The sequence below is a fragment of the Leisingera sp. CC-HEC096 genome, assembly GCF_059429235.1.
In genome coordinates this window covers 408,833-422,583 of the sequence record NZ_JCAIJS010000001.1, presented here as the reverse complement: position 1 = coordinate 422,583, position 13,751 = coordinate 408,833, and the positions used below count along the sequence as shown (strand labels likewise).

Below are 13,751 nucleotides of genomic sequence, written 5' to 3'. Positions count from 1 at the left end.
GGTCTCAGGCAACTTCGGTGGTCTGGCCGTCATTGACCTGCAGCAGGGTCCGCAGCTTCTTCTCCAGCCGTGCCGCCCGCTCCGCATTCTGGCGCATTTCGCTGCGCAGGTCGCGCAACTCGTTCAGGACGCTTGTGAAATCGCCTGCTTCCAGCTCCAGCGGTGCCGGTTCCGACATGCCTTCGCCTTCGCCGGTCAGCAGCCAGGACATCGACACGTTCAAGACGCCGGCCAGCATCGTCAGCTTGTTGGCGCGCGGCTCAGCCAGGTCGCGCTCCCAGGCGCTGAGGGTCGATTTCTTGATCCCAAGCCGGCGCGCAAGCTGGCCCTGGGTCATCCCGGCAGCCTCGCGCGCAGCCGCTACGCGGTCACCGAAAGTTGCTGCATCCGGGCCGTACCAGTCTGTGTTCTGCTCAGTCATGTCAGTTCTCCTAACTCAAATCGCCAATGCAGCTTGATCGCTGTTTGGCGGCACCCTATGACAGTTCCGCAGAACATACAAACCGGGGCACAGCCAATGTCTTTCCTGTCCGAGACACTCTCGCGCGTCAAACCGTCACCCACCATCGCGATGACGGCAAAAGCCGCCGAACTGAAGGCAGCCGGACGCGACGTCATTGGCCTCAGCGCGGGCGAGCCGGACTTTGACACGCCGCAGAACATCAAGGACGCAGCCGTCGCCGCCATCGCCGCGGGCAAGACCAAATACACCGCCCCCGACGGCATCCCGGAGCTGAAACAGGCGGTCTGCGCCAAGATGAAGCGCGACCACGGTCTCGACTACACACCGGCGCAGGTCTCTGTCGGCACCGGCGGCAAGCAGACGCTCTACAACGCCCTGATGGCCACCCTGAACGAGGGGGACGAGGTGGTGATTCCAGCCCCCTACTGGGTCTCCTACCCCGACATGGTGCTGCTGGCCGGCGGCACCCCGGTCATTGCCGAGACCTCGATCCAAACCAATTTCAAGCTGACCGCCGATCAGTTGGAGGCTGCGATCACCCCCAAGACCAAATGGTTCATCTTCAACTCCCCCTCCAACCCCACCGGCGCGGGCTACAGCCGGGCGGAACTGAAGGCGCTAACCGATGTGCTGCTGCGCCACCCGCACGTCTGGGTGATGACCGACGACATGTATGAGCACCTCGCCTATGACGGGTTCGAATTCTGCACCCCGGCCCAGGTGGAGCCGCAGCTCTATGACCGCACCCTCACCTGCAATGGCGTCTCCAAGGCCTATGCGATGACCGGCTGGCGCATCGGCTATGCCGCAGGCCCGGAACAGCTGATCGCGGCGATGCGCAAGGTCCAGTCGCAGTCCACCTCCAATCCTTGCTCGGTCAGCCAATGGGCCGCGGTGGAGGCGCTGAACGGCACCCAGGACTTCCTGGCCCCCAACAACGAAATCTTCGTGCGCCGCCGTGACCTGGTGGTGTCGATGCTGAATGAAATCGACGGCATCTCCTGCCCCACGCCGGAGGGCGCGTTTTACGTCTACCCCTCCATCGCCGGGCTGATCGGCAAGACCACGCCCGCTGGCAAGGCGATCGAAACCGACGAGGATTTCGCCACCGCGCTTCTGGAAGAGGCAGATGTCGCCGTGGTCTTTGGCGCTGCCTTCGGCCTGTCGCCGAACTTCCGGGTCAGCTACGCCACCTCTGACGCCGCGCTGGAGGAGGCTTGCAGCCGCATCCAGAACTTCTGCGCGTCGCTCAAATAAACAGGAGACCAGACATGAGCGCCGATCTGCCGGAATATTACTTCCGTGTCCGCGAGAACGGCGCTTTTGTCTTCCGCGTCGACACCGAGAACCGCCAGCGGCGGATCGAGATGGACCAGATCGCCGTTGTGAACATCCGCAACGGCGAGATCAAACCGCACGGCCAGCGCCAGCTCAGCGATCAGGACATTGCCGAGATCAAGTCCTGGATGGCGGCCCGCACCGCCACTCTTGCTGCCCGCGATACCGATGATATCCACCGCGCCATCGACCATCTGAACCTCACCGCCCACTGGGCCAACAGCCGTGCCACGGATGAGCAGCTGGAGGAAGTCACAGACGCCCTGCTGCTGGCCATGCACGACCTGCGCAGCGTGCTGGTGCGCAAAAAGGCCGACCGGCTGATCAAGGCCCGGGGCGGCGATTAAGACATTGTTTCCGCGGCCAAATCACCCGCAGATTAGCGACCGCACCGAATAGGACGGGAACCGCATCTGCGGAAGCAGCTGCCCGGACCGGCTGTTCAGCCCCGAAGGCCGCGGCGGCAGCAGCGGGTTGCCCAGCACAAACAGACTGCGCTGCCACCGCTCCAGCTGCGTCCCGGCCCTCGGCCCGCCCAGTTCCAGCCGCCACCGCAGATGCAGAATTGCCCTTGAACGGGCATCGCCGCCCAGCCAGAACGGGCGGCTGGCGCTCGCGCGCCCGGGCAGCGGCTCCGCACCCTCCACGCTGGCAATCTGGCAGATGTACTGGGCCTTCACCGCTGCCCGCACCCCTGCGCCCGGCTGGTCCCGCGACAGCGTCACGACGTGACCGCCCTTGATACCAGCCCCGCGAATGGCGAATTCCAGCGGATGCGGCAGCTCAAACCGCTGCGTCAGGGCACCCGGCCCGAACAGCCGGTCCTCGCCCTGCCAGACCTCCCCGCTGGCAAAACGCAGCACATAGCGCCCAGGCGGCACCAGCACCTTGAAGAATTCGCCGCCCTCGATATAGGCCGCCAGCGCCGCCTCTCCGGTTTGCGCATCGCTGAGGGTGAGATAAAAATCCGCCCCCTCCGGCGTCTTGACCTGCAAGGGGAACACCGCCGGCAGCCCGGTACGGTTCCACATCAGCCCGGCCCGCGGCGGCTCTGCCATCAGCGCCAGCGGCGCAAGGCAGGAAAGCATCAGCGCCAGTACCGCAGCCAGACGCCTGCCTGCGTGTTCAACAGCAATCCTGAGCCCCATGGCAGCCTCCTTTGCGCCGCAGCGGCGGGTTCGCTGCCAGCCTAGCACATATGCCGCTCATCCATCGCCCCGGCCAACGCGCCGCCGGAACAATCGCAGGGCCGGAACGTTGAGTTTCCATCACACCACCAACAGGAGAAAACCCATGCAACAGGCTCAACACGGCACTGACAGCAGTCTCGTCTCCACAAACGATGTGACCGGCACCGCGGTCTATGATGAAGCCGGGGAAAAGGCCGGCACCATTGATCACCTGATGATCGACAAATCATCCGGCAAAGCGGCCTATGCCATCGTGACGTTCGGCGGGTTCCTGGGCCTTGGCGAACAGGAATACGTTATCCCCTGGGGCTCACTTTCCTACGACAGCGGCCTGCAAGGGTTCCGCACCAGCATCACCCCTGAACAGCTGGAAAGCGCCCCCGCGCAATACGAGGGCTGGCACCGGGACCGCAAGCACGAGGAAAGCATCTACGATCATTACCAGGTGCCCTACTACTGGTTCTGACCGCCCGGGCGTCCTACTCGGCGATGTCTTCCGCCCACAGCTCCGGCTTTTCGCGGATGAACCGCTGCATCAGCGCGATGCAGTCCGGGTCCTCGGCAATCACCACCTCGACGCCCCTGGAGCGCAGGAACTCCTCGTTGCCGCCAAAGTTCTGCGTGTCGCCGATCACCACCCGCGGAATGCCGAACTGCACGATGGTGCCGCTGCACATCATGCAGGGAGACAGCGAGGTATACAGCACCGTGTCCCGGTAGGTCTTCTGCCGCCCGGCCTTGCGCAGCGCATCCATCTCGCCATGGGCAATCGGATCGCCCTTCTGCACCCGCTGATTGCGCCCCTGCGCCACCACCTGGCCGCCGCGCGCCAGCACCGAACCGATCGGACAACCGCCCTCGTCAAAACCTGCCTTGGCTTCCTCATAGGCAATCCGCAGCAGTCGCTTGTCGTCGTCGGTCATCATGGCAAGGGGCTTTCAGGTTGAAAATCAGGCTGTTTCGGAATCCTGCCCGCAGGGCACCAGGCGGTCAACCCCGCGCCGCGGCCCTCAGCAAGACGCTGGAGTGAAACGCCGCCCCGTGCCAAACTCGCCAAGGCCGGGCGGTGCCCGGGCCGATCCTAGGGAGGGCCGCCATGTATGTCGCCGGATTTGTGATCCCCGTCCCCGAAGAAAACTTCGAGGCGTACAAGGCCTGGGCCAAGACCAGTGCCGAGCTGTTCCGCGAATACGGCTGCCTGGAAATCGTCGACTCCTGGGAGGACAACGTGCCCGACGGCAAGCACACCGATTTCCGCCGCGCTGTGGCTGCCCGCCCGGGGGAGCGCATCGTCCTCTCCTGGCAGGTCTGGCCCAGCAGGGAGGAGATGGAGGACGCCGAAGCCCGCATCGCCAAGGACACCCGCTTCGACATCCCCGTCGAGATCCCCTTTGACCACCGCCGCTTGATCCTCGGCGCGTTTTCCCCGATCCACATCATGGGACGCGGCAGCGGCACGGACTGACAAGCGCTGTGCGGCCCAGCCCGGCCTACGCGGGCTTCGCCCCCACCAGCTTGATCGACTGGCCCCAGAACCGTTTCATTAGGAACAGCCCCGCCGTGGTCAGGCCGGCAACCAGCCCCATCCAGACGCCAACACCGCCCCAGCCGAATACAAACCCCATCACATAGGAGGCCGGGATACCCACCGCCCAATAGCTGAGCGCGGCAATCACCATCGGCACGCCGGTATCCTGCACCCCGCGCAATAGGCCCAGCGCAATCGCCTGCATCCCGTCCATCATCTGAAACAGCGCCGCCGCCGCTAAAAGGCCCGCACCGATCAGCAGAATCTGATCTTTCTGCGGGTCCGCCGAGTCCAGGAACAGCGACATCAGAGGCCCGGGAATGGTCAGGAACAGGGTGACCCCCACCACTGAAACCCCCAGCGACATCGCCGTCACCACCTTGCCGCCGCGCGCCATATGCGCCCGGTCGCCGCGGCCAAAGGCATTGCCCGCCCGGATGGTGGCGGCATTGGACAGCCCCAGGTGCACCATGAATGTGAGCCCCGCCAGCGAGATCGCAATCCCATGCGCCGCCAGCGGCACTGTGCCCAGCCACCCCATCATCATCGCCGAGGCCGCAAACAGGCTGCTCTCGCTCAGCGTCGTGAGGCCGATCGGCGTGCCCATCCGGAACACCCGGCCCAGCATCTCCCAGTCGGGCCGCTGGAAGTTCTTCAGCAGCTCATGCTCCGGCAGCACCTTCAGCGCATAGGCCAGCACCAGCACAAAGGACACACCGTTGGTCACAAGGGACGCAATCGCCGCCCCGGTAATCCCCAGCTCCGGCGCGCCCCAATTGCCGAAAATCAGCGCATAGTTCACCAGCGCATTCAGAACCGCGCCGAAGACCGACAGCCAAAGAACGATCTGGGTCCGCTCCAGCGCCGCCAGATAGGACTTGGCCACCATGTACAACAGCGCCGGGAAGATCGCCCAGCCGGCAATCCGCAGATACTCTGCCGCCGCATGGGCCACCTCAGGCTCCTGCCCCAGCAGCAGCAGGATCGGCTCCGACCACCACAGCAAGGGCATCGCCAGCGCGCCATAGGCCAGCGACAGCCACAGCCCCATGCGGGTGGAGCGGCGGATCTGCCGCTCCTCTCCAGCGCCCGCCGCAGCCGCCACCATCGGCATCACCGCAAAGGCAAAGCCGGAGCCCAGCAGAAAGATCGAAAAGAAATAGGTCGAGCCCAGCGTCACCGCCGCCAGCGCCTCCACCCCGTACCAGCCCAGCATGACGGTATCGGTCAGGCCGATGGCAAACTGCGCCACATGGCCGCCGATCAGCGGCAGGCCAAGAACGGCAATCGCCCGGGCATGGCCGCCCGGTGACATTTCGGTGTGTCGGTTGGTTAACGTGCTCATGAAGCCAGCCTTAGGCTTGCCGGACGGTTCCGGCAAGAGCAGAGTCTCCTTGCCCCTCGCACAAGCGCATGGTGGTATTCTGCACAGACGCCCCACCGCCTGCAGGAGCCATTTCCGATGACCGACCCTTTTGCGCAGCTTATCCCCGACACCCGCGCCTTTCTGAAAGAGCTGTCGCAGAACAACAACCGCGACTGGTTCACCGCGCACAAGGACCGCTATGAGACGCAGCTCAAGTCGCCCGCCCTGCTGCTTCTGGACGAAGTCGCGCAGGCGATCACCAAACGCACCGGCGCGCAGGCCGTGCCCCGGCTGTTCCGCCCCCAGCGCGACATCCGGTTTTCCAAGGACAAGACGCCCTACAAGACCCATCTGCACATGATGTGGACGGTCAACAACGCAGGCTGCGCGCTGTTCTTCGGCATCGACCCCAAGTCCTGCACCACCGGCGGCGGCATCATGAACTTCACCAAGGCACAGTTGCCTGCCTGGCGCGAGGCGGTGGACGGCGAAACCGGGGATGAGGCCGCAGCCCTCGTGGACATCCTGGCGCTCAAGGGCTTTGCCGCGAATGAACCCGAGCTGAAGCGAGTCCCTGCCCCCTATGGCAAGGCCCATCCCCACGGGCACCTGCTGCAACGCAAGTCCCTCACCTTCTGGCACGAGATGAGTCCGCGCGAACAGGACGCGCCGATGGCGGCGCTGATGTCCGCCTACCTGACGCTGGAGCCGATGTTCACTCTTCTGCAGGAAGCCCTGGACGCGTGACCGTTACAGCGCCCGCAGCATGATCTGACCCGCCAGCACGGCAACAACGCCACCCGCGAGGATCTCCAGCACCGCGGCAGCGCGCAAGGCGCCCGTTCCCTGCATTTGCGCCAGCGCCCCCTTTCGCATGGTCACGGCAGCCGCGGCCACAGCGACGGTGACCGTGGCGGTGCCCAGCCCCATGGCAAAGGCGCCGGCAATCCCGGACCACAAAACGCCCATCCGCCAAGTCAGCAGCAGCAGGAACACCGCCCCGGTGCAAGGCCGCAGCGCCACTGCGCCCACAATCGCCAGCGCATCGCGCAGCGAATGGACATTCGCCGCTTCCTCCACGGTCGGCCCGTGCCGGTGCCCGCAGGAGGAACACACCTCGCCGGCCTCATGATGATGGTGGTGATGGTCATGACTACCATGTGCGCCAGCCCGGCTGCCCAGCAGCCGCCGCAGGCCCCGCGCCAGCAGCCACAGGCCCACCAGCGCAATCAGCCCGTAGGACACCGGCGCCAGCACATCCTCTGCCGCACTGGTCAGCTGCTCGCGCCCCCAGTCCAGCAGCATCAGCCCGCCCGCCACCAGCAGCACCGCCGTGGCCGCCTGCGCCAGCGAGGACGCCAGCGCCAGCCCGGCCAGCCGGGCCAGCGGCACCGGCTTGCCCATGCCATAGCCGCCGATCACCAGCTTGCCATGGCCAGGACCTGCGGCGTGGAAGAACCCGTAAGCAAAGCACAAGCTGAGCAGCGCCATCAGCGCGCCCGGCTCGCCCGCGCGCAAGGCCCGCAGCCCCCGCGCCATCGCGTTCTGCGCCTCCCGCTGCCCCTCAGCCGCCCAGGCCGACACCACCCCGGCTCCGCCAAAACCCCAGAGCCATAGCGCCAGACCCGCCACGCCCAGCGCAGCTATGGTCAGGAAAATCCGCACCTTACGCCCCGCAGCTCAGCCGCACAGTATCGGCAAAGGCCTCGCCCACCTCAGGGTATGCCTCCTCTGCCTGATCGGCCGGCATCGCATACAGCAGCTCCTCCACCTTGGTATAGGCCGCATCCAGATCCGGCGGCGTGATGCTGCCCTGGCAGCCGCCGGAGACCTCCAGCCCGCCGGTCATCGTGTAAGCGGTGTAATAGCCCGGGTCATATGCCTTGATCACCACGCCATCGGCCGCCTGCGGCTGCACCAGGGCGCGGCGGTGACGGGTGGTGATGCGCCCGTCCGCGACTTCCGTCGCCAGATGCACCGGCGCCCCCATTTCCAGCCCGGCGCCGTCGCGGGTCAGGTAAGTATCGCCCTCGAACCCCTCAGTCCAGGCCATGTCGAACCCTTGCAGCTTGGCCAGCTCCTCCGCCGTCAGCGCACCGTCGTAATCGCTGTCCAGCCCCCGGTCCTCGAAAATCAGCAAAGAATAGAACTCGTCATAGGCCCAGGTGATCTCAACCGCTTCCAGCTGCCCCGCGTCCGAGACAATCACCTTCAGCGCGGTATCGACAAAGATATGCGGGTGCGACCCGGCGTCCTGCGGAGCGAGCAGCGCAGCTGCGAACAAGGGAGCAATATGTTTCATGCGTCAAAGCATTACGCGCCTGACTGCAGCCCCGCAACCGCAGGGCTGCGCCGCAGGCGGGCTTCAGCGCGCCCGTGTGCCCGGATGCAAGGCTTTGCCCAGAATGTGATCGGACTGATGGATCACATGATGCGCCTGCCCGACGATCAGCGGATCCGGCTCCTGCACAATCTCAGGGTCCTTGCCGGGGTAATCCAGCGAGGCCAGGAAGTGCCGCATGCAGTTGATCCGCGCCCGCTTCTTGCAGTTGGACTTGATCACCGTCCAGGGCGCATCCGCCGTATCGGTGTAAAAGAACATCGCCTCCTTGGCCTCGGTGTAATCATCCCACTTGCCCAGGGACGCCTTGTCGATCGGCGACAGCTTCCACTGCTTCAGAGGGTCGGTCTCGCGCGAGTCGAAGCGGCGTTTCTGCTCTTCCTGCGTGACCGAGAACCAGTATTTGTAGAGCCGGATGCCCGACCGCACCAGCATCCGCTCGAACTCCGGCGCCTGGCGCATGAACTCCAGGTATTCGTTCGGCTCGCAGAAACTCATCACCCGTTCGACGCCTGCGCGGTTGTACCAGGACCGGTCATAGAACACGATCTCGCCACTGGTCGGCAGATGCCGCACATAGCGCTGGAAATACCACTGCCCGCGTTCCTCGTCCGAAGGCTTGTTCAGGGCAACCACCCGGGCCGAACGCGGGTTCAGGTGCTCGGTGAACCGCTTGATGGTGCCGCCCTTGCCCGCTGCATCGCGGCCCTCGAACAGCATCACGAATTTCTCGCCGGTCTCCTGCGCCCACAGCTGCACTTTCAGCAGTTCCGCCTGCAGCCGGGCCTTTTCCGCCTCGTACTCCTTGCGCACCATCTTGCGCGGGTACGGGTACTTTCCGCTCTCAAAGGCCCGCCGGATATCCTCTGCAGTTGGCGCCCGCGGTACGGCGGGGGGCACCTCCGGCTCCGGTGCCTGAACTGTCCCTGCGGCGCTGTTCACAATGTTCTGTGCTGCGGCGTCCATAAAAAGCTCCTTCTTTGAATCTGCGCCGCAACCATACTGCCGCCGCCGCCGCCCCGCCCTGACCTGCATCAAAAGATGAGCGGTTTGCACACCTAAAAGCGGACGCCAGGCCGCTTGATCCTCTTCATCTGGCTGAAAATATCCCGGGGTGAGGCCCGCCAGGGCCGAGGGGCAGCGCCCCTTACGTATGCCCCCAATCATCCGGGTTCTGCGAATTGTTCGGGCTCAGGCCCAGCACATCGCCCTTGGTGGAGCATCCCAGCCCCAGCACCGTCCGGTTGGCATAGGCGAAATAGGCGGTCACCTGGTTGAGCTCCAGGATCTCCCCGTCGTCAAAGCCTGCGTCCCGCAAGGCCTCGATATCCGCCGCGGTCACGCTGGCGGGGTCCTCCGTCAGCCGCCGCGCATACACCATCGCCTGCGCCTGCCCCGGCTCCAGCGGCGCCGCGCCCGGATCACGCGCCTCGATCGCCGCCCGGATCGCCCGCCCCCGCGCCTCATCCCCCAAAAGCCGCTGCAGCCCGGCGAAATGATGCTCCACGCAATAGGCGCAGTCATTGAGGCTTGAGACCCAGACCCCCAGCACCTCCAGGAACCACTTCGGCACCGTGTTGCCCGTGTGGTGCAGCACATTCTTGTAAAGCGCCATGTGGCCTTCCATCGAATGCGGCCGCAGCGAGTGCACCATCATGATATTGTCGACATTGTTCCCCGGCCCGGTGACCCGCTCATAAAGCTTCTTCAGCTTGCCGGCGGCGTCCTCGAACGGAACGGTTCTGATCCAGGCCATGCGTCTCTCCCTGACTGTTTGGGCGGAAGAGTAGCGGCTGCACGCATCAGTGGAAGACAAAACGGAACGTCAGACGCCTGCCCCCTTGGGACGTGAGGCGCCAGCCGCACGGCCCGCGCCTGACCTTCCCCCGGGGAGTTCACGCCGGTTCCCGCAGGGACAAACAGTCCGGGGGACTGTTTGAGGCGTGGACGGGCGGAGCCCTTCGCTGGTGCCGGTGCCTTGGAAAGTGACGGTGGCGCTGTGCCCCCTCTGGGACGTGGCGCACAGCGGCACGGCCCGCGCCTGATCTTCCCTCCGGGCGTTCGAACCGGTCCGCGCAGCGGCAAACGCTCCGGGGGAGCGTTTGAGGTTCGGACGGGCGGAGCCCTTCGCTGAAACCGGTGCATTAGAAGGTGACAGTGGCGGTGTGCCCTATTGGGACGTGGCGCGCAGCCGCACGGCCCGCGCCTGACCTTACATCCGGGAGTTCACGCCGGTTCCCGCAGGGACAAACAGTCCGGGGGACTGTTTGAGGCGGGGACGGGCGGAGCCCCTCGCTGCTGCCGGTGCTTTGGAACGTGACAGTGGCGGTGTGTCCCTTGGGACGTGGCGCGCAGCGGCACGGCCCGCGCCTGACCTTCCCCCCGGGAAGGCGCATTCGCGCCCTCCCAAGGTCAGGCGCGGGCCTTGTGTTGTCGAAGGGTGGCACAGAGGAACGCGAGCTATGCTCCGTGCGTTTCGGAAAGACCTAAATGCAACGATGGTCAGGCGGCTATCCCAGCAGCGGCAATTTGTTCCCTCACCAATTTTTGAAGCATGGAGTACGCTTTTTTCGACGCTTCACATTGTCTTTCTACCTCGGGAACGATCTCCGACAACTTCAATGGGCTCGGCGCACTGATTGAGTAGCTAGCATTATTCGAATTCGGTGATCTGTAAGTTGATTTTGAAGAGCCAATTTCAATGCCTGGCCAGTGTCTGTGTGTGTAGATATTCCGAAAGGAGCGTGTGTTTTCTTGAAATTCTCTTGAGTTTATTTTCTCGATGGCACTCAACAGTTTTCGTTTGTACTTCCAACTTTTGGCAACCGAACTGGCGATCTCTTGGCTGATTGCTTGATCTAGTGGCAACGTTGAAAGATTGTCTGTTGATGTCCTATTAGTCATCAAATTTGCTTGATGGCTAATTTGTGCCATCGAAAAGTAAAACCGAGCTTGGATAGTGTAAGGGAGAAGTAGAGAGCGTTCGGCCAGAGGAAGGATAAATTCAAACAGTATACTATGTTTATCACCCTTGCCGGGAAACTCCTCTATTACAAAAATCCAGGTGCGTAGTTGCCGCTCAACCGAGATTAGTTCGTTGACAATATTCGCCAAGTCATTTGCGTGCTCCCTTGATGTTTCTAGAAATAGAAACTTCTTCATGCCGCCATCTTCTATAATGTTGTAACTATCTTGAGATGGCACCCATCGGAAGGGCATGTATTCGATGCAGGTTTTGTTTTTTTCAAGAACATCCACATATCTTGAATAACCAGAGATCAAAATGTCTTTCTTTGGCACGCTTTCCTCATGACGTTTTTACCTCCCCCTCAAACATCCAGCTCCTCCACGAACTTCGCGTTCTCCTGAATGTACTGGAAGCGAAGCTCCGGCTTTTTCCCCATCAGGCGCTCGACCAGGTCGCCGGTCTCGCCGGGCTCGTCCTCGTCGATCGTCACCCGGATCAATTTCCGGGTCTTGGGGTCCATCGTGGTCTCCTTCAGGTCCTTGGCGTCCATTTCGCCAAGACCCTTGAAGCGGCTCACATCAATCTTGCCCTTGCCGCCCAGGCCCTTTTCCAGCCAGTGGTCGCGCTCGGCCTCGTCCAGGCAGTAAACACGCCGCGCGCCCTGGGTCAGGCGGAACAGCGGCGGGCAGGCCAGATACAGGTGGCCGCCGTCGATCAGCGGGCGCATCTGGGTGAAGAAGAAGGTCATCAGGAGCGAGGCGATATGGGCGCCGTCGACGTCCGCGTCGGTCATGATGATGATCTTGTCATAGCGCAGATCATCAAGGTTGAACTTGGTGCCAAGGCCGACCCCCAGCGCTTCGCAAAGGTCGTTGATCTCGGCATTCGAGCCGAGCTTGTTGGAGGCCGCGCCCAGCACGTTCAGGATCTTGCCCTTCAGGGGCAGCAGTGCCTGGTTTTCGCGGTTGCGCGCGCCCTTGCCGGAGCCGCCCGCCGAGTCGCCCTCGACGATGAACAGCTCGGTGCCCGCGCGGTTCTTGGCGGTGCAGTCCGTGAGCTTGCCGGGCAGGCGCAGCTTCTTGGTGGCGGACTTGCGCTGGGTCTCTTTCTCCTGCTTGCGGCGCAGGCGCTCCTCGGCGCGCAGGATCAGGAAGTCGAGGATGGCGCCGGCCGATTTGGTGTCGGCGGCCAGCCAGTTGTCGAAATGGTCGCGGACCGAGTTTTCCACCATCTTGTTGGCGGATTCAGTCGACAGGCGGTCCTTGGTCTGGCCGACAAAGGCCGGGTCGGCGATGAAGCAGCTGACCAGCGCGCAGCCGCCCGCCATCAGGTCGTCGCGGGTGATCTGGGCGGCCTTCTTGTTGCTGACCAGCTCGCCATAGGCCTTGATGCCCTTGAGGATGGCGGACCAGAAACCCGCCACATGGGTACCGCCCTCGGGCGTGGGAACGGTGTTACAGTAGGACTGGGTGAAACCGTCGCGCGACGGCGTCCAGTTGATCGCCCACTCCACATAGCCCGGCTCGCCGAACTTCTCGCGGAACTCCACCTTGCCCGCAAAGGGCACGTCTGCGTAGACGGAGGACTTGCCCAGCACTTCGGTCAGGTAGTCGCGCAGGCCCCCGGGGAAGTGGAAGGTGGCCTCTTGCGGCGTTTCGCCGTCGTCGATTTCCGATTTCCAGCGGATCTCGACGCCGGAGAACAAATAGGCCTTGGAGCGCACCAGGGTGAACAGCCGCTTGGGCTTGAAGCGGTGGTGGCCGAAGATTTCCTCGTCGGCGTGGAAGGTCACAAAGGTTCCGCGCTTGTTGGGGGCGGCACCGACCTTCTCGACCGGACCCAATGGCAGACCGCGGGAGAAGCGCTGTTCGAACAGTTCCTTGTTCTTGGCCACTTGCACCACCATGGAATCCGACAGCGCGTTCACAACCGAGGAGCCGACGCCATGCAGGCCGCCGGAAGTCTGATAGGCCTTGCCGGAGAACTTGCCGCCCGCGTGCAGGGTGCACAGGATCACCTCCAGCGCCGATTTGTCCGGGAACTTGGGGTGCGGGTCGATCGGGATGCCGCGGCCGTTGTCTGAGATGGTGACGGCGTAATCGGCGTGCAGCGTCACCTCGATCCGGTTGGCATGGCCCGCAACCGCCTCGTCCATCGAGTTGTCGAGGATCTCGGCCACCATATGGTGCAGCGCGCGCTCATCGGTGCCGCCGATATACATGCCAGGGCGCTGGCGGACCGGTTCGAGGCCTTCCAGAACCTCGATCGAGGACGCGTCATAGGTATCGGCTGCAGGCGTGCTGAGAAGGTCGTCGGCCATGTGCGGGAACTGCTCTTCCTTGGTGTTGATTGGCGGCCATTATGGCAGGTGTCGCAGCCGGGTGGAAGAGGGCTGCGAGGGGCTGTGGATAAGGCCGGGCTGGGCTTCGTACTGCTTTGAATCTTCTACGGACAGGGCTGCGCCTGGCCCCGGATTGGAGGCCATCCGGCGTGCCGCCGGGTGGCGGGCATGAGCGAGTTTTCAAACCATCGAAGCTAAGTTCCGGTTATCCGGGTG

The 13,751-nt window shown here is 63.7% G+C and carries 15 protein-coding genes; 5 read left to right on the top strand and 10 right to left on the bottom strand.

All coding sequences use genetic code 11. The annotated features are described in order from the left end of the window. Positions 1–4 precede the first annotated feature (4 nt). Positions 5–421, bottom strand: coding sequence for a helix-turn-helix domain-containing protein (locus AC5STI_RS02075; RefSeq protein WP_475051097.1), 417 nt, complete (start codon positions 419–421; stop codon positions 5–7). Positions 422–517: 96 nt separating this feature from the next. Between AC5STI_RS02075 and AC5STI_RS02070 the strand changes: the two genes are divergently transcribed. After that, positions 518–1,720 carry a pyridoxal phosphate-dependent aminotransferase gene (locus AC5STI_RS02070; RefSeq protein ID WP_495445415.1) on the top strand — a complete coding sequence of 401 codons (1,203 nt, stop codon included), beginning with the start codon at positions 518–520 and terminating at the stop codon, positions 1,718–1,720. A gap of 14 nt (positions 1,721–1,734) precedes the next feature. After that, on the top strand, positions 1,735–2,148 hold the full coding sequence (locus AC5STI_RS02065; protein WP_495445414.1) for a hypothetical protein: 414 nt from the start codon (positions 1,735–1,737) through the stop codon (positions 2,146–2,148). Between the two features lie 21 nt (positions 2,149–2,169). On the opposite strand, the gene AC5STI_RS02060 is transcribed toward AC5STI_RS02065, so the two are convergent. Further along, entirely contained in the window at positions 2,170–2,949 is a 780-nt protein-coding gene (locus AC5STI_RS02060; protein WP_495445413.1) for a hypothetical protein, read from the bottom strand. Between the two features lie 145 nt (positions 2,950–3,094). On the opposite strand from AC5STI_RS02060, the gene AC5STI_RS02055 reads away from it, so the two are divergent. Further along, a complete protein-coding gene (locus AC5STI_RS02055; protein WP_495445412.1) occupies positions 3,095–3,457 on the top strand; it encodes a PRC-barrel domain-containing protein in 363 nt (120 codons plus the stop codon). Between the two features lie 13 nt (positions 3,458–3,470). On the opposite strand, the gene AC5STI_RS02050 is transcribed toward AC5STI_RS02055, so the two are convergent. Beyond that, entirely contained in the window at positions 3,471–3,914 is a 444-nt protein-coding gene (locus AC5STI_RS02050) for a nucleoside deaminase (RefSeq protein ID WP_495445411.1), read from the bottom strand. Between the two features lie 173 nt (positions 3,915–4,087). Here AC5STI_RS02050 and AC5STI_RS02045 point away from each other — a divergent pair, with 173 nt between their 5' ends. Further along, on the top strand, positions 4,088–4,456 hold the full coding sequence (locus AC5STI_RS02045; protein ID WP_495445410.1) for a DUF1428 domain-containing protein: 369 nt from the start codon (positions 4,088–4,090) through the stop codon (positions 4,454–4,456). 25 nt (positions 4,457–4,481) lie between these two features. Here AC5STI_RS02045 and AC5STI_RS02040 read toward each other — a convergent pair whose 3' ends face one another. Beyond that, positions 4,482–5,864 (bottom strand): MATE family efflux transporter, encoded by a 1,383-nt coding sequence (locus AC5STI_RS02040; RefSeq protein ID WP_475051086.1) that lies wholly within the window; start codon positions 5,862–5,864, stop codon positions 4,482–4,484. A 117-nt stretch (positions 5,865–5,981) separates the two neighbouring features. Here AC5STI_RS02040 and AC5STI_RS02035 point away from each other — a divergent pair, with 117 nt between their 5' ends. Continuing rightward, a complete protein-coding gene (locus tag AC5STI_RS02035) occupies positions 5,982–6,632 on the top strand; it encodes a TIGR02453 family protein (protein ID WP_495445409.1) in 651 nt (216 codons plus the stop codon). Between the two features lie 3 nt (positions 6,633–6,635). Here the strand turns inward: AC5STI_RS02035 and AC5STI_RS02030 are convergent, their stop codons facing one another. The 6 genes from AC5STI_RS02030 to parE form a co-directional block, all read right to left on the bottom strand. Beyond that, positions 6,636–7,550: a nickel/cobalt transporter gene (locus AC5STI_RS02030; protein ID WP_495445408.1), complete on the bottom strand. Its 915-nt coding sequence runs from the start codon at positions 7,548–7,550 to the stop codon at positions 6,636–6,638. A 1-nt stretch (position 7,551) separates the two neighbouring features. After that, a complete protein-coding gene (locus tag AC5STI_RS02025; protein WP_495445407.1) occupies positions 7,552–8,187 on the bottom strand; it encodes a DUF1007 family protein in 636 nt (211 codons plus the stop codon). A gap of 63 nt (positions 8,188–8,250) precedes the next feature. Next, on the bottom strand, positions 8,251–9,192 hold the full coding sequence (gene ppk2 / locus AC5STI_RS02020) for a polyphosphate kinase 2 (RefSeq protein WP_475051080.1): 942 nt from the start codon (positions 9,190–9,192) through the stop codon (positions 8,251–8,253). Between the two features lie 181 nt (positions 9,193–9,373). Beyond that, entirely contained in the window at positions 9,374–9,982 is a 609-nt protein-coding gene (locus AC5STI_RS02015) for a carboxymuconolactone decarboxylase family protein (RefSeq protein ID WP_495445406.1), read from the bottom strand. Positions 9,983–10,728: 746 nt separating this feature from the next. Further along, the gene (locus tag AC5STI_RS02010) at positions 10,729–11,526 is read right to left on the bottom strand and encodes a hypothetical protein (RefSeq protein WP_495445405.1); all 798 of its coding nucleotides are present in this window, start codon (positions 11,524–11,526) and stop codon (positions 10,729–10,731) included. A 29-nt stretch (positions 11,527–11,555) separates the two neighbouring features. Then, the gene (gene parE / locus AC5STI_RS02005) at positions 11,556–13,514 is read right to left on the bottom strand and encodes a DNA topoisomerase IV subunit B (protein WP_490398536.1); all 1,959 of its coding nucleotides are present in this window, start codon (positions 13,512–13,514) and stop codon (positions 11,556–11,558) included. Between the last annotated feature and the right edge of the window lie 237 nt (positions 13,515–13,751).

What these genes read in the sequence shown, in the direction of transcription:
- AC5STI_RS02075 (WP_475051097.1), bottom strand. Translation starts at nt 421, where the DNA reads ATGACTGAGCAGAACACAGACTGGTACGGCCCGGATGCAGCAACTTTC.
- AC5STI_RS02070 (WP_495445415.1), top strand. Translation starts at nt 518, where the DNA reads ATGTCTTTCCTGTCCGAGACACTCTCGCGCGTCAAACCGTCACCCACC.
- AC5STI_RS02065 (WP_495445414.1), top strand. Translation starts at nt 1,735, where the DNA reads ATGAGCGCCGATCTGCCGGAATATTACTTCCGTGTCCGCGAGAACGGC.
- AC5STI_RS02060 (WP_495445413.1), bottom strand. Translation starts at nt 2,949, where the DNA reads ATGGGGCTCAGGATTGCTGTTGAACACGCAGGCAGGCGTCTGGCTGCG.
- AC5STI_RS02055 (WP_495445412.1), top strand. Translation starts at nt 3,095, where the DNA reads ATGCAACAGGCTCAACACGGCACTGACAGCAGTCTCGTCTCCACAAAC.
- AC5STI_RS02050 (WP_495445411.1), bottom strand. Translation starts at nt 3,914, where the DNA reads ATGACCGACGACGACAAGCGACTGCTGCGGATTGCCTATGAGGAAGCC.
- AC5STI_RS02045 (WP_495445410.1), top strand. Translation starts at nt 4,088, where the DNA reads ATGTATGTCGCCGGATTTGTGATCCCCGTCCCCGAAGAAAACTTCGAG.
- AC5STI_RS02040 (WP_475051086.1), bottom strand. Translation starts at nt 5,864, where the DNA reads ATGAGCACGTTAACCAACCGACACACCGAAATGTCACCGGGCGGCCAT.
- AC5STI_RS02035 (WP_495445409.1), top strand. Translation starts at nt 5,982, where the DNA reads ATGACCGACCCTTTTGCGCAGCTTATCCCCGACACCCGCGCCTTTCTG.
- AC5STI_RS02025 (WP_495445407.1), bottom strand. Translation starts at nt 8,187, where the DNA reads ATGAAACATATTGCTCCCTTGTTCGCAGCTGCGCTGCTCGCTCCGCAG.
- ppk2 (WP_475051080.1), bottom strand. Translation starts at nt 9,192, where the DNA reads ATGGACGCCGCAGCACAGAACATTGTGAACAGCGCCGCAGGGACAGTT.
- AC5STI_RS02015 (WP_495445406.1), bottom strand. Translation starts at nt 9,982, where the DNA reads ATGGCCTGGATCAGAACCGTTCCGTTCGAGGACGCCGCCGGCAAGCTG.
- parE (WP_490398536.1), bottom strand. Translation starts at nt 13,514, where the DNA reads ATGGCCGACGACCTTCTCAGCACGCCTGCAGCCGATACCTATGACGCG.